We start from the raw sequence: 26,773 nt of genomic DNA on the forward strand, positions 1-26,773 counted from the left end.
TAAACGGATTTTAAATGCAAGCGGGTAGAGGACCATTTGAAAAAGCAGATTTGATTGTCAGGTATCTGAAAGGAGATCTGTCCGCCGAGGAACAGGTGCAGTTGAATACCTGGCTCGACTCAGATCCCGAAAACCGCAGATTAGTAGCGGACCTGGAAAACGAGGCCAAACTGGAAAGTGACCTGGAATTTATTTCGTCGGTGGATAAAGATGCTGCCTGGCAGAATATTTCCGGAAGGATCAGCAATAAAGTACCTGAACGCCGCCTGTGGCCAGTCTTTGGAAACTGGAAATATGCAGCAGCCATTCTGATTTTCGGAATGCTTTCCTACGCAGCATTTGAGTTGTCGTATAATGAGGAGCGTTCAGAAATCGCGGAGGTCAAACCTGTTGAAGTAAAAAATGATGCACTCCCGGGTGGGGACAAGGCGACACTTACGCTGGCAGACGGTACCGTTGTGGCGCTCGAAGACATTGCCGACGGAACGGTGCGCGAGGAAAATGGGATCAGGGTGAGCAAAGTGGCCGGGCAGCTGGTGTATGAAGTCGTGAAATCCGCAGAAACGGCTGTTAATGCATACAATACGATCCAGACGCCGGTAGGAGGGCAGTATCATATCGTCCTGCCGGATGGCAGCAAAGTATGGCTTAATTCTGAATCATCACTGCGCTTTCCGACCGCATTTACGGGAGAAAATCGTGGCGTGGACCTGACCGGCGAGGGGTATTTTGAAATAACTAAAAATACAAAGAAGCCTTTCATCGTGCATTCGGGAAAAACACAGGTGGAAGTGCTGGGGACGCATTTTAATGTAATGGCGTATGCAAATGAAGCATTTAGCAAAACGACATTGCTGGAAGGCTCTGTGAAAGTAAGCAATGGCGTCAGCAGCAAAGTCATGATGCCTGGTCAACAGGCAGTGGTAGGCGGGCAGGTACACATACGAGCCGCAGATACCGACGAGGCCGTTGCCTGGAAAAATGGCTATTTCCAGTTTGAAAACGAGGATTTGAAAACCATCGTGCGACAGTTGAAACGGTGGTATGACGTAGAAATTGAAAACGAGGAACAGATACCCGACAAGCATTTTACGGCGGTTATCTCCCGGAATACGCCGCTTTCAAATGTGTTGAAAATGCTCGAAATGTCGGGCGAGCTAAACTTTGAAATACAAGGAAACAGAATTTCAATCAAAGAAAATAAGTAAAACAGAAGTAAATGCAGGGCCAAAAAAACCGATAGCGTGGCGACGCTACCGGCGGAATCGGGGCTTGCGAAATAGGTGTACAGTGCGAACCATAAACTATTCTTAAACCCAAACTTTGTGAAATTATGAAAATAAAGCTACGCTGCAAAAATGGCAGACGGCTCCGCCTTATTCCATCCAAAATTTTGTTCACGATGAAACTAAGTGCTCTCCTCCTCACAATCGCCTGCATGCAGGTAAGTGCATCGGCCATTTCGCAGAAAATCTCGCTTTCCGTTGAGCGGGCGCCCATGGAACAGGTCATTAAAATGATCAAAAAAAGAAGCGGCTATCTGTTTATGTACAACAATGAACTTCTGAAAAAAGCAAAACCCGTGACGGTGAACATCTCCGAAGGGACTATTCAGCAGGTTTTGGAGCAATGCTTTGATAATCAGCCGCTGACGTATGAGCTGCTCGACAAAACAATCGTCGTGAAGCCGAAGGTCCAAAAAGTGAGCGTCGAAGAACCGGCGGCGGATGCCCGGAAGCTGGAAGTGAAGGGCAGGGTATCCGACGAAAAAGGCGGCGGGCTACCGGGAGTTAGCATTGTTTTAAAAGGTACACAACGCGGTACGACCACGGACATCAACGGGAACTATCAGCTCGAAGTAGATGATAGTGAGGCGGTTCTGATTTTCAGTTTTGTGGGATATCTTTCCAGAGAGTTGAAAGTGGGTGCTCAGGCATCGTTGGATGTGACGCTGGCGGTAGACGATAAGGCACTTGAAGAAATTGTGGTGGTTGGATATGGTACCGTCAGAAAAAGTGACCTCACCGGCTCCATATCGCAGATCAAGGCCAAGGAATTGAATTCCTACCCAAGTACGAATGTGTTACAGGCACTCTCGGGCCGCTCGGCAGGTGTGCAGGTTTTACAGAATACCGGAGCTCCCGGGGCGCCGGTCAGCGTACGTGTCCGCGGTACCAATTCGATCCAGGGCAGTAATGAACCGTTGTATGTGGTGGACGGATTTCCATTGTCGGGCAGTAACCCCACGGTGCTGAACAATGCTGATATTGAGAATATCGAGATTTTGAAGGATGCATCGGCAACGGCGATTTATGGTTCGCGCGGTGCAAATGGCGTGGTGCTGATTACGACGAAACGAGGGAAAGCCGGACAAACGCGGGTGGATTTTGAAACCAGTTACAGTTCGCAGGTGCTGCGAAAAAAGCTGGATATGATGAATGCGCGGGAGTATGCAACTTTTTACAACGAGCAGGCCGCCAACGATAACCTGAAACCCTACTTCACGCAGCAGCAAATCGATGGATTTGGCGACGGATTTGACTGGCAGGACTTCGCATTTCAAAGAGCCCCGATGAAGACCACTGCATTAAATGTAAGCGGCGGAACTGAAAAAACACAGTTTGCGCTATCGGGAAGCATATTTAATCAGGAAGGTATCATCAGAAACAGTGATTACAACCGGTATTCGCTGAGAGCAAATGTGAATCATGCAATTAGCAGTAAACTGACGGTTAATTTTACTGGTACACTTACCCGCGTCAAGTCAGATGCTCAGAATAGTCAGGGAGGCAACCGGGGCGGGTCGCTGATCGCCGGCGTAGTTTCCGCGCCGCCCATTTTGAATCCCTACAACGAGGACGGAACTTACCGCGTGTTTGGCACGGCGTACTCGTTCATTAATGCGCAGCTGATCAACCCCATCAACTTCCTGAATGAGCAATCGAGCCGGACGAAAGGGAACCGGATCCTGGCCAATACCGCGGTGATCTATAATCCGATACCGGAATTGACGGTCAAGATTTCGGGTGGGATTGAGAATGCGGACGACCGGGCGGATTCATATACGACTAATAGTTTTATTAATTCACAGGGAAGCGCAAGTGTCAGCACAAGCCAGTTTACCAGCTTGCTGAGCGAGAATACGATCAGCTATAACAAAATCATCGCTCAAAAGCACAGCGTTTCAGCGGTAGTGGGCGTAACCTACCAGGATTTCGTGAGCACCGGCCTGACCGGAAGCGGAATTGGGTTTCTGAGCAATACGAGCCAAACGCACGATCTGGCTGCCGCGAATACCCCGGGAATACCTGGTTCTTCCTACTCCAAATCATCGTTGCTTTCGTATTTGGGACGGGTCAATTACGCATTTGACAGCAGATACCTGGCCACCGCCAGTTTCCGTGTCGACGGCTCATCCAAATACAGTGAGGGTAATAAATGGGGATATTTCCCATCCGCGGCACTGGCCTGGCGCATTTCCAATGAGGCGTTTCTGAAAGACAATACGTTTATCTCCGACTTGAAACTGAGGCTCAGCTGGGGACTTACGGGCAGCCAGGCAATTGGCCCATATGCGACTCTTAATCAGCTGCTTTCTGGAAAAACGGTCTTTGATGACGCACTGTTTACAACCTACGCTCCCGGAACCGTATTACCCGGAAATTTGAAATGGGAAACTACGGAACAGCGCGATATCGGAATTGACGTGGGGATTCTGCGTAACCGGGTCAATATTACCGCAGATTATTATCATAAAAACACCCGTGACCTGCTCAACACCGTGCAGTTGCCGTCTTCGCTGGGTTTCAACAGTACGATCCAGAATATCGGGGAAGTTCAGAATAAAGGTTTTGAGCTGGGTGTAAATGGCAACATTTTTCATGGCGCTTTCAGATGGGACCTGGGCGGTAACATCTCCCTGAACAGGAATAAAGTGATCAAATTATACGGCGGGCAGGACATCCTGGGCGGTTTTGTCGACATCAACACCATTACCGATACCCGCAATATCCTGAGGGAAGGCCAGCCGATGGGACGTTTCTGGGGGTATATTGAAAACGGGTATGATGAAAAAGGGAAGATCAAATACCAGGATGTGAATAACGATGGCACCATTACTGTGCTCGACAAAACGTACATCGGGAATCCCAATCCTGTGTTTATTTATGGGCTGAATTCAAATATGTCCTTCAAAAACTTCGACCTGACGATTTTTATCCAGGGAACGCAGGGTAACGACATTCTCAATACGAGCTCGATCAACAACACGGTGGACTATTCCAATGGACTAAATATGCCCCGGGAAGTTTATCTGAACCACTGGACGCCGTCGAACCAAACGGCAAAATATCCGGCGCTCAGTACGACAACGAGAGTCAACGTATCGGATCGATTTGTCGAAAACGGATCCTATATGCGGTTGAAAAACATTCAGTTGGCCTATAATTTCCCGATCCAAAAATGGGGTGTGAAGTGGGTCCAGAATGTTCAGCTGTATGCCAGCGCACAAAATCTGCTGACATTCACGAAGTACTCCTGGTGGGACCCTGAGGTTAATTCAAGCGGCGGCTCCAACTCGACGGCACAAGGCTTCGACCAGTTTAGCTACCCCACGTCCAAGTCGGTGACGTTCGGTCTCCGTGCCGGATTTTAACACACCGTCCTGACTCAATTCTGATCATTCATATTGAACAAAGACATGAAAAAACCATTCATTTTATCCGTCCTGAGGCCATTTGTAAGTAAACTAGTTTTAATGGCGCTGCCGCTTATTTTTCTTTCATCCTGTGAAGAAGTGTTAAAAGAAGAAACCAAATCGCTGGCGGTCGAAACCTTTTACAACACCACTGCGGAGGTGGAAGCGGCAACCAATGCCATTTACACGCCGCTCCGCAGCAACAATACCAGTGGAATGGGGGTTTACATCGCCGTTCTCGAAGCGCATATAGACTATGCCTATGGCAGGGGCAGTTACACGGTGCTCAACAATTTCCAGGGCCTGGACAATGTCAACGTAAGCCGCACGGCGGGGGCCTGGGAGGGATTTTACCTGAGTATCCGCAATGCGAATCTGGTGATCAAAAACGCGCCGAACGGGAAAGCGATCAGTCCGGCCAACATCGCGAAGTTCGTGGCGGAGGCTAAGTTCCTTCGTGCGTTCAACTACTTTCATCTGGTCAGAAACTGGGGTGCCGTGCCTATCCGCACCGAGGCGAATATGACGGATGTGGATGCGAAAAGAAATTCCCCGGAAGAGGTCTATAACTTAATCCTGGCCGATTTGAAAGATGCCGAGGCGAACCTGCCTGATCAGGTGACACAGTCTGGCAGGCCGTCTAAACTCGTCGCGAAAACCGTTTTGGCCGATGTTTATTTACAATTGGGCAGGTTTGCCGAAGCAAGGGATAAGGCTGATGAAGTCATCAAGGCCAAAAAGTATGCGCTGGTTCCCGTCAGTTCAACCGAAGACTTTCAGAAAATATTCGGCCCGGCGGTGATAACCACCTCAGAGGAAATATTTTACCTCAAATATTCACATCAGACCGGACAGGGAAATCTGTGGCCATGGCTTACCAATCACCCGGGTACCAAACTGCACGGCGGCGGCGGCGTGTACGGGCATCATAGCGACACCACCAATCCGGTATATGCCAATTGGGATAATAAAGACTTGCGGAAAGGTCAGTGGTATTCGTGGAATATCGGCATCGGGGCGACCTCGCTGTTAAACAAAAAATTCATTGACCCGGATGCAATCGGTGGGCCGGGTGCGGCGAACGATGCTCCCTTTTATCGATATGCGGATCTTTTGCTGATTTATGCGGAAGCTGCCAGTCAGGCAGGAAACGGTCCGACAGCCGAGGCTTTGGAGGCACTGAACCAGGTGCACCGCCGGGCATACGGCCTGGCGCCGACAGCTGTTTCAGCCATTGATTTTAAACTGGCAGACTACAATGCAGCCACTTTTCTGGATTTGGTCATCAAGGAACGGGGCTACGAATTTCAATATGAAGGGAAGCGTTGGCTGGAACTGAAAAGGACTGGAAAGGCACGTGCGATCATCCTGGCTACCAAAGGGAAAACCATCGCTGAAATGGCATTCCTGTGGCCGATAGCGGTATCGGAATTGGGATATAATAAGGCTATTGATCCGGTGAAAGATCAGAATCCGGGGTATTAGTGTGAGATCCGGGCGGCCGGTGCGGGATGTGAAGTGTGAGATGTGAAGTGTGAGATGTGAGATGTGAGATGTGAGATGTGAAATGTGAAATGTACAATATTTAAACTTTATGGGATATGGGAATTAATAATGAAGATAAAAATGGGTTTTTAGGGATGTTTAGCCTTGATCGTCGCAAGTTTTTGCGATCGGCTGTGGCTGGGGCGGGGGCTGTTGCATTGCCGGTAATGGCTTTGGGGGCTGACGAAAAGAAAGCCGGGGAGTTCAAGGAGCCGGCGCAGAATTTACGCATTAAAGATGAAGTGGATGTGATCGTATGCGGTGCCGGACCTGCCGGGGTTTCTGCGGCTATCACAGCCGCCCGCGCCGGAGCCAGGACTCAGCTTCTTGAAATACACGGTTGCCTCGGAGGCGTATGGACGGCAGGGTTATTGACTTATATTTTTGATTTTAATAAACCCGGCCTGACCAAAGAACTCAAAGAAAAGCTCGACCAGCGCGACGCCCGGCGCAACAAAATAGCCGACCAGTTTGTATACCACCCCGATGAAATGAAATTGTTGCTGGAAGAAATGTGCGCGGAAGCCGGGGTGAAATTTAGGCTGCATACCCGGGTGGCGGCTGCTTACAAGGATAAAAAACAGCTTACCACGGTGATCACGGAATCCAAGTCGGGAAGGGAAGCGTGGAAAGCCAAAGTGTTTATTGATGCCACCGGGGATGGCGACCTCGGTGCGCAGGCGGGCAACAAATGGGAAATCGGGCAGGGCGGGGATACTTGTCCGTGCCAGCCGTTGACGCTGAACACATTGGCGGTTGTGAAGGATCCGGCTGCTTTGAAACAGTACATTTCATTTTATGCCAATGAAGGAGATAATAAAAACTGGCATGTTCCTGCGGTGAAGGCTTTTGCCAAAGAGATCGAGCGGGCGGGCATTAGTCCTTCGTATGGAATGCCCACGCTTTTTCTGATCCGGGAAAACCTGGTGATGATCATGGTGAATCATGAGTACAACATCAAAGCATTTGACGCCGATGAAATCACGGAGGCTACGGTGCGGGCACGTGCAGAAGTATACAGCATCGTCCGGGGGTTGAATAAACTGGGGGGTCCGTGGGAAGGGATGCAAATTGTCGCTACGCCCGAACAGATCGGGATACGCGACGGCCGGAGGATCGAGGGGCGTTACGTGGTTTCAAAAGAGGATCTCGTTGTTGGCGCCCGTCATGCCGACGCTGTCGTCCGCCCGACTTTCGGGGTTGATATACATGCCTCGGACCGGAAAACCAATGAGGTGGAAACGATTTCACGCGGAGGTATTAAAATGATTCCGTATGACATTCCGCTACGGGCACTGATTGCCAAAGACGTGGATGGACTGATGATGGCGGGCCGGTGTATCAGCGGGGATTTCACAGCCCACGCAAGCTACAGGGTCACCGGCAATGCCGTGGCGATGGGTGAAGCGGCTGGCGCAGTAGCGGCCATCGCTGCCAAAAGTAATCGAATGCCGCATGAGGTGGAATGGAGCGAGGCCGCTCAGCTGCTAAGTAAACTGGGTATGCGCAGCTGACGAAAGGTCGTAGTTCCGTTGCAAATGCAGAAAACGCATTGCAGGCAGCGCTACTTCTTTTCCAATGCCGGTGCGGGCGGATTACCTTCATTGAAGAAATCAATGGCAATCTTGCACAGTATGTCACCCTTTTCGTCGGGCATTTCGTGGTCTGTGTTCGGGTAAATGCATAATTGTCCTTTTTTGAGTGATTGGAAAATTTCGATGCTATGGTCGAGTTTGATCATATCACGATCTCCTCGTATAATCAAAACAGGAATGGCGATGCTGGAAAGTTTGTCGTCCGGGATTTTAATTTCTCTTGACCACGATTTTTGAGTATCCTCCCAAAACTTAACCCACTTTTCTGGCTGGGGATTCATCGCCTGATAATGCTCCAGCCAGTCTTTATCCTCTTTCACCGCTTCCACGGTGTATTCTTGCAACAGGTCGCGCGCCTCCTGGGTCAGTCCGCCCGATTTGGTATTTGAAGCACCGCTGACGACTTTTTTTATTTTGTCGGGCCTGTTTGCGGCGAGGAGCAGCGCAGTATTTCCTCCCATGCTCCATCCTAACACATATGCACTATCCAGTTTCAGAGCATCAATCAATGCAGAACAGTAATCGGCCAGAAGGTCACTACTCAGACTGTCGGCCTGCTCAGACCGTCCGTGGCCGGGAGCATCTGGCGCAATTACCCTGAAATGCGCGGATAGCCCGGGAATAACGCCGCTCAGGTTTTCAATGGACCCAAGCCCCTGGTGTAAAAGCAGCAATGGAGTGCCAGTGCCATACTCCTCGTAGTAAATCTTTGTTCCTTTTATCGTCAAATGCTGTCCGCCGTTTGAACCGTACTTAACCGGTCCTGCTGGCTTTTTTGGATTACTGCAGGAGATCAATGTGAAAATGAGCAGCAAGTAAAAATGAATCCGTTTCATGCGCGATGCCGTAAAGTGATTATGAAAGTACGATAATCCCATGTACGCAGCTCTGAGCAGATACGTTGCCGAGTCACCTTTGGTCAGGGTTTTTGCACCACGAATTCAAAGTCGATAAGTCTTTTCCCGACAGGAGTTCCCATTGCCAGGGGAATCGGGTGGATCTCAACGCTGTCCGACCGAACCAGGCCGCTTTTTGCTAATTTTTCCTGGGATGTAACTAAAAGCGCACGGTTAAAGAGCTGACCCTTCTTCACATCTAATAGTGGCCTCAACTGATCCAGTTGCAGCTTCGCGCCGTTCTTGACTGTCAAGGTAACGTTGTTGACCCAGGCGCGTTCTCCTTCCTGGACATTCACGGTCAATTCAACTGTATTCCCAACGTGCTTTTCTGAAATTTCGGTGCGGAAGAACAGGTAGCCATTATTCATGTAAAGATTGGTTACGGATTCTGCACGTGTTCCGCGATTCATAGCATCCTCGAAAACGCGGTGGTCATAGAGGTCTCCCGTCTTAATGCCTAACAACTTATTAAGCTCACTGTCTGAATGGGCGTGATTACCCACCCACGTAATTTTGGAGATGACGGGCGCAGAAGCCGGAGGGGTACTTACAGCCTGTTGGTCGGTATGCGCATTTTGATCTTCATCCACGCAGGCAGTCAGGAACATTGCCGCTGCGACGGTGGGAACTAGTAAAAGCAATTTGAAACGTTCCATATAATTTGTTCTGGGTTTATTTAACATGACTATTCGGCGAAAGAATTGAGAATTGGAAAAAGGCTGTGCAAGACGGTTAGTCGATGCACCCGAAGCCAGACTAACTAGGAGCTGCTGGTAATCGGTAACCTCGCGACGTCCGGCTAACGCCCATTGGTCGGCAAGAAATTCGTGAACATCCCGCAGGTACCTGGATAACTTTCCGGCAAATGGGTTAAACCAGAAAATAATTGTGACGATTTCGAAAAAAATATTGTCGACACTATGTTTTTGTAACACGTGTGCTTCTTCGTGACGACGCACCGTAGCTAACTGTTCCGCTGATAACGAGAGAGTATGGACGTGAAGGAAAATGTCACGGCCAAATGAAAAAGTGGGTAGCCGACTCTGTGCCCATACGTTAGAAATGTCACGGGTTATTAACTCCGCTTCGTTTTTAATCCCGCGTAACTGTGCGAAAGTTTTTAACGAACGGACCAGCATGAACGCAACACCTGCCCAGTAAACGAGCGCAACAGTCAGCCTAATCCATTCAAAAGGTTGCTGAGAATTCACCGCAACTGCATTAACACCAGTTTCCGGCGGCGCATCATCAGGAAATGGGTACAGGTTGAATACCAGGCTCTGGCTGTAATCTTCCGAGGTAAATAGTGGCCCCACTACATCTGATGATATCAAAGGCAGCGCCAGGCAAGCACAGGTGCCGGCAATCAGTATCCAGCGATTTAATGCAAAAAAGGTCCATGTCCGAAAGAAGCACGAGTACACAACCCACAGCAGCAGCATCGAGAGAGAGGCGCTCAGCAGCCACGTGAAAAACGCTTTATCACTTAGTATCATCGCCTGTTTTTGTTTGTTTTATTTGCTTTATGGCTTCTTCAATTTCTTCCGCAGAAAGATCCCGTTCTTCCAGCATGAACGAGAGAACATTGCCTGAGGCACCGTCAAAATAATTGGCAACAAAATTCCTGAACGTGAAGCTGCGGTAGCTCAGTTTAGAAATGAGCGGAAAGTACTCGTGCGTTTTTCCATAGGCTTTGTGATCTACAAAACCTTTTTTTTCCAGGATGCGAATGAGTGACGATATCGTGTTGTACGGCGGGGCAGGTTCTCCCATTCGGTCGATAACATCCTTTACAAACCCGCGCTTGATATCCCACAGAATTTGCATTACCCGTTCTTCTGTTTTTGTCAATGCTTCCATGCATGAAAGATATAACGTACTTTTCAGTTTTACAACTATTTTATCAGTTATAAAACGGAATGATACGTTATGAGTTCAGGTTGGTTTTAAATCACATTTCTAAATGCGATTTAAAACCAACCTGAACAAAAGAATAATGACGTTTAACGATGAGAAAGCTGTTTAGCTATGGGCGATGATCACCTCCACATTGTGCTGCTTCAGCATTTTGATATCAGCTTCTTCGATCTTGTCGTCGGTGACGACTTTGTTGATCTTATCAAAACCGCAGATAAAAGCCAGACCTGATTTTTTGAATTTGGACGAATCGGTAACGATGATCACCTCTTCGGCGATATCGATCATGATCTGGTTGAGGTAAGCTTCCTCCATATAATGTGTAAAAACGCCGGTATTCGCCTTAATGCCGTCGATCCCCAAAAAAAGCTTGTTGCAGTATAATTGTTTGAAGTTCCGCTCGGCCATCGGCCCGACGAGGGACATGGAAAATTCTTTCAGATATCCGCCCGGCATATATACCTGCAGATTCTCATACTGGGCCAGGTTATTGACGATATCCAGCGCATTGCTGATTACGGTCAGGTTCTTGAACTTTTCGAGGTTGTTCGATATTTCAAAGGTAGTGGTGCCGGAATCCAGTATGATACTGTCTTCTTCATTGATCAGCGAGACAGCTTTTTTACCGATCAGGCGCTTGATGTCGTGATTGATCTTCCGTTTTTCGGTGACTGTCAGCGCAATGTTGTTGGTTTTAAATGCCCCGCCGTGAGCTCTAACCAGCAGGTTGCTATTTTCCAGCTTATCCAGATCATTGCGGATCGTCACTTCACTTACATCCAGCAACTCGCTCAGATCATTCACATTTACCTCACCCAACTCATCGAGTTTTTGCAATATCAGCGAACGACGTTGCGCAGTCTTTTTCATGGTATCGACTCTTTATATTCTGTTATTATTAATTCAATGGTATTTATGACTGAAACGGCGGGCTGCTCAGGTCAGGCTGCAAAGGTAGCAACATCTGGGGAAATGGTGTTGTAAAACCAGTACTAACAGTTTCAGCAGGCAGTTGGTTTTTGCTCTTCCTCCGCATGAGGGAAGGCCCGGTGCACTTCAATGATTTTTTCAATGCGGCTGACGATCAGTGTCATCATTTCTTTGGGAAATGATGCTTCCACGACGATCAGTTTCAAGTTCTCATCCCGGGTATTGAAAACCTGAATGTAGCTGACGTCGAACCTGCTCTTCCCGAACAACTGCAAAATCCTGCTCAAAACGTTATTGGTGTCGCTGGCATAGATCGAAATCCGGCATGAATCGGCACTTTGGCTTTCCATCTAAAACTATCTTTTGACTTTCACAGTAAACGAAACCCGCTTTGTTTCACGAATAAACGAATGCGCTCCATGGTTGTCCCGGCGCGTGTCGCCATTTTTAGGATATTCATAAATACCGTAAAACGATATTTCGTGCCCATCGGGACAATCCGGTTTAATCTGCACCTGCGAGGTCAACCGTTTTGCGCCCGACCAGTCTTTTCGCTCAAAAAAGAGCATGCGCCGGTTGTCCATGGCAACATAAGGATCTCCAGTATGAAGTTGAAGGCCGAAATCATGCAGCGAATCAAGTTCAGATGGGGTGAAAATGCTTATCCATTCACCCGGATTGGCAATCCCGTCGCCGTTTCCTTCTCCGACAACTGTTTTCTCTTCTACTTCCAGCTTCACGGCTAGTCCATCAGCGATCTTAAAATTGCTAAGCGTTTTTTCGGGCGAGTAAAAAGGTACTTCCAGTAAAAACGGATCTTTTTTACCATTATAGCTTACTATTAATTTCAACTTGGCGCGATCCAGGCCTGCATGTCGTGACCGGATCCGGAAGGCTGTCTTTTCATGCAGCGCCGCCTGAGCCAGCTTCCCGATAGTCACGGCCGGGTCCATTACCTCCACTTCCTCATCCTGAGCGATCAGTTCAACGCGGATAGAATCCACCGCAGCCCCGCCTTTATTAAATAACAATGGACTCAGGGAAACGATATCACCGACACCCGGCATATTCTGGTCAAGCGTGTAGGTCGGCATGGTAATGTGCCCCGGATCGCCGGTCTTATACAATCCTATGTCGCTGTGCTGGCCGGTTCCCTGCCACTGAATGCGGCCTTTTATGTCGCTGCGCACATTGGAGCGAGCGATTTTGCGTGTGGGTACATCCAGTCGGACCAGTTCGAAGCGGGTATTTGAGGGGTAAATGCTATCGGTGATGATCTTCACGGAAAGGTTCGGTACCATCGGGCCGTCGGGCAGCCATTTTTTGGTTTGGAGACTAAATCCTTCCCTGCGCACATCATCCAGCACGGTAAAGCCTGGAATAGCCCGGTCAGTGCTGACAGCGTGATTCCAGACGGAAAAATTCGGGTATACATCGATATGGTGCCATTTTTCCGGTCGAACGAGCGGCATCCGGAAGTACTTCATGTGAAAATCGAACTGACCTTGGATATTGACCGCATTGTGAAAGCCTTTGAAATAGCCAATTCCATAATGCCAGCTTTCATAGTTCAATTCGAGCGTTTTATAAGCATTGTCGATCTCCACATCATGCTGCCGCAAAAAATCCTTGCTTCCCAAATGCATACGGATCGGCAGACCAACGAAGTTGCGCCCCATTTCTTTAAACGGCGTATAGATCTGTAAGGCTCTGGGACCCACGGTAAAGGAAGCAGACGGGCAGAAAAACGAAGCGCTGGACAACAAATGCGGGTATTTGGACGCAACCAGCATGGACATAAATCCACCCATACTCAGCCCGGACACCGCACGTGCATTACGAGAAGCTTTTGTGCGAAAATGAGCATCCATGTACTGCACAAATTCCGGGAAGTAATCGACGAACTGTTTGTCTTCCCGCACCGGGGCAATGTCGTACGGACGCGGATATTGCGCTGGCACGTAGCCGTCCCATTTGGCGATGATCACATCATTATCAGCCACATAGCTAGTGAAATTGTCCAGAGAATCGGGGCCGGTACGCGCCCAGTTTCCATTAAAATCATCGTAGTAACGTGCTTCGCCGGAACGGGAAACCTCACCCTCAGCCGGACCATTGAACCGACCTGCATTGCCATGGAAATAGTAGATCACAGGATACCGCCGCTCAGGATGCTGGTGGTAATCCGGCGGCAAAATCAGGCGGAAGTGACGGTTTTCTTTAAATACCTCACTGTAATGGGTATGGTCTTCAATAATTCCTTTTGGCCGGGGCGGCTGGGCATGAACGTTCAACAGCGCCGTAAAAATCATTAAGCAGGGCAGGATCAATGCCCGGCGCAGGTGACAGCCGTTAGTTTTGAAAAAATCGGTAACCCCATTTCTCTGATACATCATACACTATTTATTGCCTCTTTTACGGGTATCTGCCAGATCGAGTATTCTGAAAAAGACGGTGGTCAGGCTGTACTTTTTGTCTTCTGTTAGTTCCTGTCTGAGCCGTTCAGAAAGTGCATCTTCGTTTTTTGCTTTGGCCAAAACCCATTGTACTTCCGGCGCGTCGGAGCCTTTGGTCAGTTCCCAATTTCGAAGCGAATCCTGTTCAGTTTTCCAATCGTTCAGGAACTTCAGAGCCGGTTCCTGTTTGCCTGCGTCTTGGAGCAATTTTACGCCGAGGTAATGGTTGAGCGCATTGCGATTGCTTTCTTTATCGGCATTTAATGTATAATCCATAATTTCCTGTGAGTATCCGCGCGCTTTCTCAGCGTGGCCAAGCTGCGTTTCGCAATGGGCTGCCAGGTAGTTGATCAGCCGGGTATCCGGCTCGTGCGGTTTGCCGGTACCGAGGTTTTCCGGCCATAAACGGGCTTTGTCAAGTGCTTTTAAAGCATCCGGGTATTTTTTGTTTTCGGCCAAAGTTAGGGCACTGGCCAGGTTTGCCACGACATACACATTATGGCCTTCGCGGGCACCTTCCTGTGGCAGAATCTGGATCTTATTCAATACTTGCAGACAGGCTTCGAATTTACCGGCATTCAGCAGCGATTTTGCATAGTCGATCCCGATTACCGGATTGTCGGTAAACCGTTTGTAGGCTATCCGGGCATTTTCAAGCCCCTTTTCCTGCAATTTTTTGTTATTAAAATAAGTCGTCAGATAATGCCAGGTGCGCCATTCTTTGGGATTGAGTTGACTGGCCTTCACAAAATCAAATTCCGCCTGGGACGTAGTGGTCGCGTCGTTTTGAAAAAGGATACCTCTTGCGATATAGAAAGGCGCATAGTCGGGCTCGTTTTTACACGCTGCGTACTGCATTTTAGCATTTTCTTTATCACCAATATGCCAGTAGATCAATCCCAGGTAGTACCGGTTTTTCCAGGAAGATTGTTGTTTTTCAGCCCATATTAATACCGGAATGCTTTCCAGGCGGAATGGAAAAACAAACTCCGGAGACATTGCAATGGCATTTTGCAAATGTGTGGTGCTTTCCTGCGGCGATGAATCCCGGTTCAGATACGCCAGCCAGTAGGAAATCGTAGGGTAGGCGGGTGCCAATGCGAGTAACTGCCTGGCTTCCGCGTTCTGTCCCTGGTTTACGTAATCCATTGCCAGTTCGAGGTAGGTTTCATGCGGCAGCTCATTGCGGATCGCATTCTGGAAAATAACGCGGCTTTCGTCTGTCCGTTGGAGCAGGTACTGTTCGAAATGTGCGTAATGGTTGAGCGGGTCGATGTCCAGCAGCTCTTTCCATACCTGGGCCGTCTGGTCTGATTTGTTTAATTTTCGAAGCGCGGTGCCCAGAAGCTGATATGCGACCAGGTTATTGCGGTTGTAATCCAATGCTTTCCGGGCATAGGTTTCGGCGTTTTCATAATCCTGCTTTTCCAGTGCGATACCCGCAAGCTGCGCATTGGCACCGGACCGGTATTCCATAGTCCAGGATGCCACCGACAATGCTTCTTCCGCTTTGGTCAGGTCGCCCAATTTTCGGTAAAGTGCCCCGTAAAGGTAGTTGGCACCGCCATGGTAGGTGTTTTCGGCCAATACCTGCCGGGCAAAATCCAGCCCTTGTGTATACTGACCTTTGCGGTAATGGTATTCGGCCAGCCGGATCAATGCACCGCTGTGGGTGGCTTCTTTTTTAAGACATTCCAGGTAATGCAGACGTGCCCCCTCGAAATCGCGCATCGCATTTTCATCTTCTCCCAGCTCAAAAAGCCGTTCTGCCGAGCGGAAATCCTGCTTATCGGCGGAAGTTAAAGGACGGTCGAGTACCTTTTCTGCCTGAGCCGAGTACACCAGCCGGTCTTTCCCGATCGTCACCCGGATAGACTTCCGATCAGCTTCTGACGCAGTCAATGGAATCGTTTTGACATACACCTCCATGGGTTTAAGTTGAAGCGGGGATTGATATATCGTCTGCCCGGCTACCGTCACTTTGAGGGTATCAGTGATGGGGGAAATGGGGTTGAAGTATATTTTCAGACTGTCACGCTGCGTCACTACATTGAGTGTGCCATAAGGTGAAGCATCGACCATTCCGCCCGCGGCTTTTACCGGGAACCAGTATTCGGTTTTTGTTTCGGAATAAAAAGGCCCCAGCGACTTTTGGTTGAATGGGCTATGAAACCCGCTTCGTTCGGCCGCCTGATTGAATGTGACACCCGACTGGGCCTCAATATACTGTCCGTCCGCGTCTGTGAGCAGATCTTCCCAGATAGCACCCTCCCTGGCCCGCGACCAGATCCATAATTTCTTGCCGGGAGCATCCGAATAAGGAGCCCAGTGACCGAAGCCGAAATGACGGTTATGCCAGTATCCGCCAAACCAATTGGTGTGCGTACCCATGACGTGATAAGACTTATCGCCACCGGAATTGACATTTTTGTAAAAGGATAAATCCACACCTTTTTCGTCAATGGGCCAGGGGCTTGCATTTCCGTCGTGTCCCACGTGGTGCGTTCCCGGAAAAAAGAACTGCATATCGTCCGATGCCCGGAATGCGGCATTCTCCCACGAAAGATACGCGTCGTGCAGGGGTAAGGGGTTATACCAAAGGCTTTGCGTTTCGAAGTATGCTTTGTCTTTGGGGAGTACGATCTTCACCCGCCATTGCGTTCGCGAGGCCAGGTCGAGGCCGCCTACCACGCAAGTGACACTTCCGTCGGGGTTGTTCTGCATCACGTAGTCGACCGGAGCGGCTGCCCAGGGAGCGTGGCCGAGATCCAGACCGAAGTTGTGCTCGATGCCGCCGCTGGTCCAAGGTCCCCGGATACCGATGGAGCGGAATTTCATGACGTGGTTGGTATAGACAAACTCCTCGCCGGTGGATTTTTCAATCGCACCCATTACCTTACCACCCACCTCCGGCAACACCTGTACTTTAATGTAGGGATTTTCCATCTCCACCACTTTCCAATTTTTGGTCGTGCTTTTATTGGTATAACCATCAAAGACGTAGTAGGGGTAAAATGGCGAAACTTTTTTACCGACCCCCATTACCGGCACCGGATTGGGATCAGAAAAAGGGTACGTCTTCATCGACTGTACTTTTTCCGTGACACTGGCTTTTTGCGCTTGCGCCGCTGGTGATAACACCAGTAGCGCAAGCAGTGCCGCTGGTGACAACACCAGCTGCGGCAGCATTGCCGCTGGTGACAACACCAGCTGCGGCAGTGCCAGCTGCGGCACTAGGAAACGCACCATTCTGTCAATCGATAACAGCATTGAAAAATAGTTTAAAACACTCACGCAGACAGATACAAGATTTAGAAATACAAAAATCAATTACTACATTTCACCACCCCGCGCCCCGGATCTCACCGCCCCGCGCCCCGGATCTCACAACACACATATCACTTCCCATTCCCCAAAATAAGCTCAGCCAGTTCCATCCGTACTTTATACCATTGTTCCTGATCGTAGCTCCACACATCGAGCTTGCCGATGGCCCCGTCCCCGAACGGTTCTTTGATGAGCTTGTTGACCAGCGCATCGGCGCGTTTGCTATTGCCATCCCGTTTCGCGAGCAGGCGCAGGTATTCGTAATCCTGTACGCCATCGCGCATTGTTTTCAGACGGATGGATGGACAAGGTTGCGATACATTAGGCACCATGCCGGGCTTGTAAATGACAGAGCCATTTCCATTGAATGTCCGGTACGTAAATTCCGCATCAGCCTCCGACGCTTCCTTATAGTAGTCTTTCCAGGATTCGGGGTCATACCAGCCGCGTTCCCAGCCGGCACCGATACCCCAGCTGATCCAGGAGTAGGTTTTGTATTTCCAGCAACTCCAGCTGATCGCCCGGTCGTTGATAAGCGGCAGATCAATGAAAGTCGAGCTGCCTACCCAGCTGTTCAGCTTTTGTTCGTACAACATCGGGCCGTAAAGCCAGTCTTTAATACCCATTTTCTGATATTGTTTCGCCTCGCCGATGTTATAATTGATGGTATGCGATGCCCAGTCGGTGATGGACTTCCCGATGACGTCCATAGCTTCTTTGGAATAAGCCCCATCTACACGGAACCTGGCCTCTGGGTATTCCTTTTTAAACAAATCCCCGTAAAATACCATCCGCGACCACGCCTCAGGAAAGTACGATTCATCCAGACCGTTCAGATAAACTGTCAGTAATGTTTTTTTAGGGTCCACCATTGGTAATAAATGCTCGCGCACCTGCCGGATGCTGCTCAGGTATACGGTCTGGTTAGCGGCATTGCGCTCAACTTCGGGTTTGCCGATATCCGGCCAGCCTGCAGTGCCATGCTTGCCGTAGACGTCGAATGGGAGCGCGAAAGTTTCGAGCGGCTCGCCGTAGCCCGGGCCATCGCTGTAACCATTGGCTTCCGTGAATGCTTGACCGGTCAGGTATTTTTTTAATCGCTGGTCAAATTTGCCCCACTGAATTTCCACCTTGCCGTTTTTTGTCACCTGCATTTCCGGGTCATAAGTCGGGTCCATCAGCGAAATGCGGTTTCTTTTGAACAGCTGGTAAACAGCCAGCTCCTGCTTTTCGTCCATCCGGCTCAGAAAACCTTCGTGCTGGAGGCTGGCTTTGAACATATTTTCGTTGGGCAGTTCAAAGTCCCAGACCGTCAGATTAACCGGAATTTGTTTGGTATGACCGCCGATAGTTGCTGTAATCACACTTTTGTACGTGCCGGGCTGCGCCTTTTTTGCATCCAATGGAATGAATTGATCCACCCAGATTATCTGCGAACGCTGGTTGCTGATCCGGTTATTGAAGTCGGGCAGGGTAAATGGGTATACCCAGCGTCCGCGGACCTTTGCCGAATCCGTCTGAATGTGTTTGATCGGGATCAGAGCGTCGGGATACCAGCCGGTGCCCAGGGTAGCTTTGGGATAACCCGTACTGGGGCTCTCCACTTTTACCGACCATTCCAAAAACAGCTCGGGCTGAATCGCAAGTTCGGCACTTCCATTCTTAAAGGGTGCCATCTCGATTTTGATCCCGGCGAGTGCCGAGTCCGATTCATTCGTCAAAACCAGCTGGAACGAGACATATTCCCCACGGGCTCCATGCAGAGAAACCTCTTTTCCATCAAATATCCAGTTTTTTTCAAGAAGGTTTCCTTTGCTGGCCGCATTGGCCTGGACTCCTTTAAACCGATGTTCGATGATTTCGTTGGAGACAGGATCCAGACGGACAGATGATGGCAGTGCCCGTAAAAGCCACGGGTCGCTGCTAGTTTTTTTTGTCCCGCCGTTACATGCGGAGAAGATTAAATAGAGAAGGATTACGTTCGCAAATCGTATCATAAATATATTTTAATTCAAGAAATTTTGACCGATGTGATTATTCCACGGGAAAGATCATGAGCTGACTTAATGCTTCATCTTCGCCCATTACCATGTATTTCCCATCGGCCGAAGCGGCCAGCGTACTCAATTGAAAGCCCCGCCACAGAATGCCCTGCTCGATACCCGGTGCCACCATTTTGAATTCGGGATTACCCAAGTCCACGAAGCCGGCGCCATTTTCATCGTAGTAAAACAAATGGGAGTAACCCGGCGCACCACCGGCAAGCCCGTACAGTTTACCGTCGCGCCCGAAAGCCAATGCCTGTAACCGGGCCATCATCATAGGCTTACCCAGGTTTTTAATCTTTTTGGTTTTCGGATCCAGCACAAATAATTGACCATCACCTGCATTACCTCCGTAAAGTCTTCCATCGGGCGCTTTGGCCCAGGCTTCTACCTGTCCCAACACTTCCCTTCCCCAAACGCTGGGTAATGGAGTTTCTAAAAACTGAATACTCTTTTTGACAGGATCAAATGCAAATATGCGATTGCCAGCTGTGCTGCCGTAGACCAGTCCCGCGTTATCCTGAACGAGCGCCTTGCAAAGGTAAACCTCGGGCCCGATAGCAAAATCATGCGCATCTTTCAGCTCTTTTTCTTTTGGGGCAACTTCATCATATACCTGGACCTTTTTAGTTGCAATGTTGTAGGTAAAAAACCGGCCGCCCGGGTAGCTGATCCCGTAAAGTTCGGTGCCTTCCCGGTTGCTGAGAAGGGCGAAAATGCCTTCTCCTGCCACGGGTGCACCCAGATCTTTTACCTCGATCTTCCCCCCATTGCCGATACCAACCTGTATCAGGTGGCCTGGCTGCTGGTTTTTATTCACCTGTGCCAGTGTACCTGCATAGAGCTGGTTATCGGCCCCCTTGCAGAAGCCGGTAGCAATGCCTTTTTGTCCTGTAATGGTTTCACTCAAATCTTTGGTGGACAAGACCTTGCGTTCGGATATAGACGCGACAAAAAGATAGGGCGATAATCCATCCTTTGCAGTAGTTCCTCCCAATACCCGGTCGCCTTGTACATGCAGGGACGTGATCGCATTGCGGTACATAGGCAGCCGTTTTTCAGCGCTGTTAGGCAGCGAAACCTCTATGGCAAATGCTTCTTTTGGGGTAAAAAATGTGTATTGGGCAAGAAGCGGGCCCGAGCATGTCAGATATAAGGCCGGCAACAATATTTTTTTAGTCAGATTTCTCATTTCCGGATATCTTTTTCGGGATTGAATTTGATCAAAAACGGTGAGCTCAGGTCACCCTTGCCCGTTAAGCGACGCCGACCGGCAAAGTACAGGTTTCCGTCTTTGTCCCTGATGTCCGAGCCAGTAGCCTCGGTAATGGCAGTAGTAGGGTATTCTTTCAGAATGGTCTTTTTCCCGGTAGCAGGATCATATTCCACCAAAACCGTTTTGTCTTTCAAAACATAATTACCGTGTCCTCCGATGATGTAGTAGAGCTTGCCATTAGTGCCAATGTTCAGATTAGGCACATAAGGCCCCCAGGACACTGCCTTGCCAGTATCAATAACCCCACCCAGATCTTCCACCTTGCCAATTCCTTCTTTCTCGGGATGAAATGCGATGAGTTTTGCGCCGTAGGTGACCAGGTAGATAATCCCTTTGGCTTCGTCTTTAGCGTAGGCGGTAACTCCCGTAATGATTTTTGAGCCGGGCGTACCGGCAAAAGCCGGCAGGCTTTCACGCGCAAACACCAGGGTGTCCCGCTCTTTTTCGTACTTCACCAGACGTTGCCTCCAATCCACATAATAGCAGTTTCCCCAGGAGTCCGTGAACAATACACGGGGAACGTGTGAGCTGGCCAGGCGGCCAAAGTCGCGCAGGTCGTTTTTGGCCGGGTCGAACACGAGAAAATGCGCCTGCGGGTAGGTAATGCCATAAAGCGTTCCCGTTTTCGGGTCAATCTCAATGTCTTTGATACTTTCGTATGGCAAGCCCATTCCCAGGTTTTTCAGGTCGCCTGTCTTTGGGTCCCATTTCATAAAAAAGCCTCCGGCATAACCCTGAGGGTGTTCCATCAGGTATTCCTCCCGCGATTCGCCGCCGTCTGTGGAGAAGTAAATGGAGCCGTCCGGTGAGGCAACGATTTTGGAATGTATTTTTCCCTGCCATTGAAACTTGCGCAAATGCGCCATGTCGCCGATGAACCCATTCAGTTTCATCGAATTTTGGGCCGGATCAAAAGTATACAAGCCAATTTTATTGCTGTGGTTGGTAACCCCGATATGCACGGTGTTGGAGGCTGCATTGTACCCGATCGAACCCCAGGTGGAGTGCGCCTCCGGAAAATCAGGATACTCGATAAAGGCAATGTTCTTTTCGGTGGTTGCGGATTTCTGGGCAAAGGCGGTTTTAAACCCTGGCGCCAGTAGTAAACCGGCGACCAGGGATGCTCCTGCAAATAGTCCGTTAAAAGAGCGAAAATTCATAAGATGCTGTTTGAAATAACGGTATCAGTTTTTGTCCCACCATAATGGTGTAATGATCTTGTCTTGCCCATTCAGGAGACTTACAGCTTTGCGGGTTTCGTCCCCGTTCGACTGGTACTCAGCCGTCAGGAATGGAAGCCGGCGGATCCATTTGCTGCTTGGATCTGGAATATCGGGATTATCCGACGTGGTGATTGGATAAAGGTCAAAAATTTTGTGGGTGCGACGATAAGAAGCCCATGCCTCGCGGCCATCAGGAAACAATGCCAGCCATTTCTGTACGGCGATCTGCTCTCTCTGCACAGCCGCATTGGACGGATCAAATTTCACAGGTACATGGGTAAGCGCAGGGCTGTTGAACATATCCTGAGGGGCCACCGGCGTTTTGGTGCTGCTCACATAAGCATTGATGGCAGCCTGATCGGTAATGCCCCACTGCTTCATTGAATTGATGATACCTCCTTCATAGAGCTCCTTCGGAGTGCCGCCCATATTCCAGCCCAGCATAGCGCCTTCTGCGCGCAGCAGGTAAGCTTCCGCAGTGCTCATGACGTTGGCTGGGGTAGACAGGTAGCTGGCAATACCACCCGATGCAGGTGACGACCACCGCGGACCCACGTGCGAGGCTGCTTTTGCAACATTCATCGGAAGAGAAACCTCCGCCGTTTTCAGACCATTGCGGACGCCTTCGTAAGTATTGGTATTCAAAGCAGGAAGAAAATAGACCGAAATGCGGGGGTCCTCGTAGCCTTTCAGCACCGACTCCATAGCCGCAGACATCCGGGCTTCATTGTAATCCGACTGCGCCGAAAGGGAATTTCCGTCCAGATTGTTTTTCTTCGCGAGGGCATCATCATCGGGGCTGCTCGTAAACACGCCGCCGCTGAAAGCCGCTTCTCCTTCCGTTTTGGCTCTCGCCGGATCAACATCCGAGATCCGTATCGCCAGCCTGAGGCGCAATGTGTTGGCGAATTTTAACCATTTCGCTGCATCGCCGCCATAAATAAGATCGAAGCTGCCGAAAGGTTTTTCGCTCGTTTTAGTCTTGAGTACATTGGTTGCAGCGGCAAGCCTTTTGAAAAAATCGTCGTAGATCTTATCCTGAGGATCATAAGCCACCGATTTGCCGGGAATACCCGCTTTGAAATACGGAATAGGTCCCCAGTAATCGGTATGGCGGTGAAATGTGTAAACCCACCAGATGTTTGCAATGGCATATTCTGCCGAATTGGGGTCTGTTTTTTCAAAGATGGTCTGCAATTGCGGCACTATTTCGGTATACTGGGCATTCCAGGGACTGGCCGCAAAGCCCATATCGATAATGAGCCGGTCGGATGACCAGGAAGGAGATATATTGGCAAGGTACTGTGCATATTGATCTCCGTGAAAAACGTCGCCGACCTGATCGTTCCACCGCACGGCACTGATGGCCTTCGAAAACAGATAGGGCATTTCGGCCGCGCCAATGGACATTACTGCATTTTTATCTGTATTTATTTCTTCGTAATTGTCTGTACAGGAAGTGCTTACGGCCGTCAGCAATAAAGCAGCGCAGGAGTAGGGGATGATTTTTTTGAATACGCGTTTCATAGTAGCTTATTTTTTGGGGGTTTGGACCTTAAAAATTCAGTTTCAGATTGAGGCCAATGCTCCGGGTGGATGGCAATGCACCGTACTCCACGCCGGCAAAGTCATTACCATTGCCATTGCTGATGTCCGGATCAAACCAGAGCTTTCTCTTGCCAACTCCCGGAATATCCAGGATCGAGCTTCCCCGGTAAATCCAGAAAAGGTTGCGCGCCACGAGGGAAATGTAAATGTCCTTGATCGGCAGCTTGGCCGACAGAGGCACCTTGTAACCCAGCGATACTTCCCGCAGACGGATGTTGGTGGCGTCGTAAGCAAAGAATTCGCCGGTCCCGGTACGTTTACCCGAGGCAGTTTGCCAGAACTGCTGGGCGGTAATGGTTTGTTTTACAGGCTCACCTTTCAGATTCACCCCTTTCAGGTCCCAGCCGCCTTCGCGGTAGGGGAGCGTACCTTCCGTCAAACCACTGAACGCGATGTTCTGCTCGGTACCAGATACCAGGATTCCCCCAAAACGACCGTCTACCAGTGCTCTGAGTGAAAAGCCTTTGTAATTGAAGGTATTGGTGATACCCATATTGGCCTTCGGATTGAAATTGCCGATCACTCCCGGCTGGTCACCTGAAACGCGCGTCGTCATGGGTGTGCCATTGGCATTCACAACATAGTTTCCACTGTTATCACGCTTCCATTGGTAGGAGATAATGTCCCCGTAACTGCCACCCACCATAATCTGAGGCTGGGCGCCGAAATCCAGGTGTCCGCCGAGATATACGACTTTCAGCTGGTCTGTGAGCGATATTACCTTGTTCCGGTTTAAGCCAAAATTGAGGTCTATGTTCCAGTCGAAGCCTGATGTTTTGAGCGGTGTGGCATTTAGCACGAATTCCAAACCCCTGTTTTGTATGTTACCCGCATTGATGTACTGTCTGGAATACCCGGTTGCATTCGGTACGCTGATAGACAGCAGCTGGTTCTTCGAATTGCTTTTGTAATAAGTGGCAGTGAAGCCCAGGCGGTTGCCGTAAAATTTGGCTTCCACAGTGGCCTCCTGGCTTTGTACGATCTCTGGTTTCAGGCCCGGCAGAGGTAAGGTAGTGTTACGGGTAAGGTATCCGTTGCCGGCACCCGGCGTGTACCTGTACGAAGGTACCAACAGACCGAACTGGCCTCCGTTGCCGACCTCTGCATAGTTAAGGCTGGCTTTCAGGAATGAGATCGCTTTGGGCATCGTAATGAGGTCGGAAACGACGGCCGAACCTCCCAGCGAGAAGTACTGAAATGAGTGTGGAGCAGGCAGCCGCGAATCCCAATCGTTACGTAAACTCCCTTCCAGGAACAAGGCATCTTTGTACGAGAAGCTGGCCTGACCGAATATGGATTGGGTCCGGATATGCCAGCCGGAAGGCGTCATAACGGGATTGGTAGCTAGCAAAAGGCTGAATTTATTGGCGACATTCAGACCGTCCGCCACATTGGTGATCTGGTCGAAGGCGCGGTCCTGATAAATGGCGCCGAAATTATAGCTAACTGTAAAGTCGCTGCCCAGCTTGTTATTACCGTCCAGGATCGCCTCATACCATTGTTGCGTACTTTTGGATTCTGCCACAGAAAAATATCCGCCGGGTTTATTGGCCCATTGCCAGGTATCCTGCGACGTGCGGCGTTCCTGTTTTTCGAAAACTTTGTCCAGGTTGGCACGTCCGGTAATGTTCAGCCAGGGTGTCAATGCGTATTTGGCCGACAGAAAACCGACTACCTTATTGGTGTATATGTCAAGAATGTCGTGGTTCACTACCCAGTAAGGATTTCCGTACACTCTGTTTGCCGTAGTAGGCCAGGCGGCAGGTGTCAGAACACCTACGCTATTAGTGGTCGCGTAATTTTGAGCGTCTTCGGTACTGTAATTGCGCGGGATCTGATAAATATCGAAGACCGGCTTGTTGCCTTCGCCGTAACGCGGGCGGGCATCGATCTTTTGGCTGAAATACGTAATCTTCGAGTCGACCGTCAGACGCTTGCCCAGCTGATTGGTCATCCTCAGGTTGATATTGTGGTTCGAAAGCTTGTTTTTTGGTATGATACCAGACACGTTGCTATTGGTGTATGACAAATAATTCTGTACCCGGTCCGTTCCGCCAGCCACGCTGATTGAGTTATGGTTATTGACCCCGGTGGTAAAGAAGTCGCGGACGTTATTGGGCTGTGCCGTATAACTCCGTGGATTTCCCTGGATGTTGGTATATTCCTGGCCTTCCATTCTGGCACCCCAGCTATCGCCGATAGAAGGGTTCAGTACTCCCAGGTTTCCTTGTCCGTAGGTGTTTTGGAAAAAAGGCAATGCAAATGGCGTCTCTACGGTTACACCTGTATTGACATTAACTGTCGCCTTGCCGCTCGTGCCTCTTTTTGTAGTGATGACAATCACCCCGTTACCTGCCTGGCTGCCGTATAGCGCAGCCGCAGCGGCTCCCCGCAATACGTTCACCGACTCAATATCATCGGGATTGATGCTTGTAATGGAACTGTTCGGCACACCGTCAACCACGACCAGCGCGCCGTTCTCGCCGGCAATGGAACTGTTGCCCCGCAGAACGACCCTGGCATCACTGCCGACCCCGCCGGAACTTTGGGTGATCAATGCATTTACAATCTTTCCCTGGAACGAATTGAGCAGGTTGTTTGCATCGCGAACCTCATTCAGCTGCTTTGGTTCCACTTTTTGGGTCGCGTAGGTAAGTGCCTTGGTTTTCCGGCTGATCCCGAGGGCAGTCACTACCACCTGGTCGAGCTGGGTAGCGTCAGGGGTCAATTGCACCGTCATGAACTCCTGGCTCACAGGGACTTCTTTGATCCGGTAGCCGATAAAACTAATGGTCAATACGGCAGATTCGTCTGTGACAGTAATCTGAAAATCGCCGCTGGCGTCACTGAGTACACCAGTAGTTGTCCCTTTAACGGTAACCGATGCGCCGGGCAATGCAGCCCCGGTCTCATCCAGGACTTTCCCTTTGACGACCAGTTGTTTGTGTCTGGTTTTTGAAGACAGCGAAGCCGGGGATGCGGTTTTCTCCGCGAACAATTTTAACCCGGCGCTCATAAAAAATAGCAGGAGGAGTAACGTACGTGCCATACTTGAAAAAGGTTTTAGGTGGAACAGTCTTATGATTACGCTAAAATAAAGAAACTCAATACAAAATGAAATTATTGTTAAATATTTTTCTTTCGATTACTTTCTTTTTTATTTCTTATTTATAAAATAAACGGATATGGAAGGTATGTGGTGAAGTAATCTTTCGCTTTGATGAAATGGCGGTATGAGTTCAGAGGAAGTATTCAG

At 49.6% G+C, this 26,773-nt stretch carries 16 protein-coding genes; 4 read left to right on the plus strand and 12 right to left on the minus strand.

Annotation, left to right across the window (positions count from 1 at the left end):
- The first annotated feature begins 14 nt into the window (after positions 1-14).
- From LZG72_RS03155 to LZG72_RS03170, 4 genes are all read left to right on the plus strand, one after another.
- Positions 15-1,208, plus strand: coding sequence for a FecR family protein (locus tag LZG72_RS03155; RefSeq protein WP_233867390.1), 1,194 nt, complete (start codon positions 15-17; stop codon positions 1,206-1,208).
- Between the two features lie 194 nt (positions 1,209-1,402).
- Positions 1,403-4,654, plus strand: a complete 3,252-nt coding sequence (locus tag LZG72_RS03160; RefSeq protein ID WP_233867391.1) for a TonB-dependent receptor — start codon at positions 1,403-1,405, stop codon at positions 4,652-4,654.
- 45 nt (positions 4,655-4,699) lie between these two features.
- Positions 4,700-6,181, plus strand: a complete 1,482-nt coding sequence (locus tag LZG72_RS03165; protein ID WP_233867393.1) for a RagB/SusD family nutrient uptake outer membrane protein — start codon at positions 4,700-4,702, stop codon at positions 6,179-6,181.
- A gap of 116 nt (positions 6,182-6,297) precedes the next feature.
- On the plus strand, positions 6,298-7,755 hold the full coding sequence (locus LZG72_RS03170) for an FAD-dependent oxidoreductase (RefSeq protein WP_233867396.1): 1,458 nt from the start codon (positions 6,298-6,300) through the stop codon (positions 7,753-7,755).
- A 50-nt stretch (positions 7,756-7,805) separates the two neighbouring features.
- Here LZG72_RS03170 and LZG72_RS03175 read toward each other — a convergent pair whose 3' ends face one another.
- From LZG72_RS03175 to LZG72_RS03230, 12 genes are all read right to left on the minus strand, one after another.
- Positions 7,806-8,672: an alpha/beta fold hydrolase gene (locus LZG72_RS03175; RefSeq protein ID WP_233867399.1), complete on the minus strand. Its 867-nt coding sequence runs from the start codon at positions 8,670-8,672 to the stop codon at positions 7,806-7,808.
- 83 nt (positions 8,673-8,755) lie between these two features.
- Entirely contained in the window at positions 8,756-10,231 is a 1,476-nt protein-coding gene (locus LZG72_RS03180; RefSeq protein WP_233867402.1) for a POTRA domain-containing protein, read from the minus strand.
- The gene (locus LZG72_RS03185) at positions 10,218-10,562 is read right to left on the minus strand and encodes a BlaI/MecI/CopY family transcriptional regulator (protein ID WP_409017650.1); all 345 of its coding nucleotides are present in this window, start codon (positions 10,560-10,562) and stop codon (positions 10,218-10,220) included. The genes LZG72_RS03180 and LZG72_RS03185 overlap by 14 nt, the downstream gene beginning before the upstream one ends.
- Positions 10,563-10,757: 195 nt before the next feature.
- Entirely contained in the window at positions 10,758-11,522 is a 765-nt protein-coding gene (gene agaR, locus LZG72_RS03190) for a transcriptional repressor AgaR (RefSeq protein ID WP_233867408.1), read from the minus strand.
- Between the two features lie 131 nt (positions 11,523-11,653).
- Positions 11,654-11,932, minus strand: a complete 279-nt coding sequence (locus tag LZG72_RS03195; RefSeq protein WP_233867410.1) for an ACT domain-containing protein — start codon at positions 11,930-11,932, stop codon at positions 11,654-11,656.
- 6 nt (positions 11,933-11,938) lie between these two features.
- Entirely contained in the window at positions 11,939-13,978 is a 2,040-nt protein-coding gene (locus tag LZG72_RS03200; RefSeq protein ID WP_233867412.1) for an esterase family protein, read from the minus strand.
- Positions 13,979-13,981: 3 nt separating this feature from the next.
- Positions 13,982-17,308 carry a DUF5107 domain-containing protein gene (locus tag LZG72_RS03205; RefSeq protein ID WP_233867414.1) on the minus strand — a complete coding sequence of 1,109 codons (3,327 nt, stop codon included), beginning with the start codon at positions 17,306-17,308 and terminating at the stop codon, positions 13,982-13,984.
- A 128-nt stretch (positions 17,309-17,436) separates the two neighbouring features.
- Positions 17,437-19,362 (minus strand): glycoside hydrolase domain-containing protein, encoded by a 1,926-nt coding sequence (locus tag LZG72_RS03210; RefSeq protein WP_233867415.1) that lies wholly within the window; start codon positions 19,360-19,362, stop codon positions 17,437-17,439.
- Between the two features lie 37 nt (positions 19,363-19,399).
- Complete coding sequence (locus LZG72_RS03215; RefSeq protein WP_233867417.1) at positions 19,400-20,602, minus strand: hypothetical protein; 1,203 nt, start codon at positions 20,600-20,602, stop codon at positions 19,400-19,402.
- Positions 20,599-21,846, minus strand: coding sequence for a hypothetical protein (locus tag LZG72_RS03220; protein WP_233867419.1), 1,248 nt, complete (start codon positions 21,844-21,846; stop codon positions 20,599-20,601). Before LZG72_RS03220 ends, LZG72_RS03215 begins: the two co-directional genes overlap by 4 nt.
- 24 nt (positions 21,847-21,870) lie before the next feature.
- A complete protein-coding gene (locus tag LZG72_RS03225; protein ID WP_233867421.1) occupies positions 21,871-23,436 on the minus strand; it encodes a SusD/RagB family nutrient-binding outer membrane lipoprotein in 1,566 nt (521 codons plus the stop codon).
- Between the two features lie 28 nt (positions 23,437-23,464).
- On the minus strand, positions 23,465-26,566 hold the full coding sequence (locus LZG72_RS03230) for a SusC/RagA family TonB-linked outer membrane protein (RefSeq protein WP_233867423.1): 3,102 nt from the start codon (positions 26,564-26,566) through the stop codon (positions 23,465-23,467).
- Between the last annotated feature and the right edge of the window lie 207 nt (positions 26,567-26,773).

This window comes from Dyadobacter sp. CY323 (assembly GCF_021390245.1).
Lineage (GTDB): Bacteria > Bacteroidota > Bacteroidia > Cytophagales > Spirosomataceae > Dyadobacter.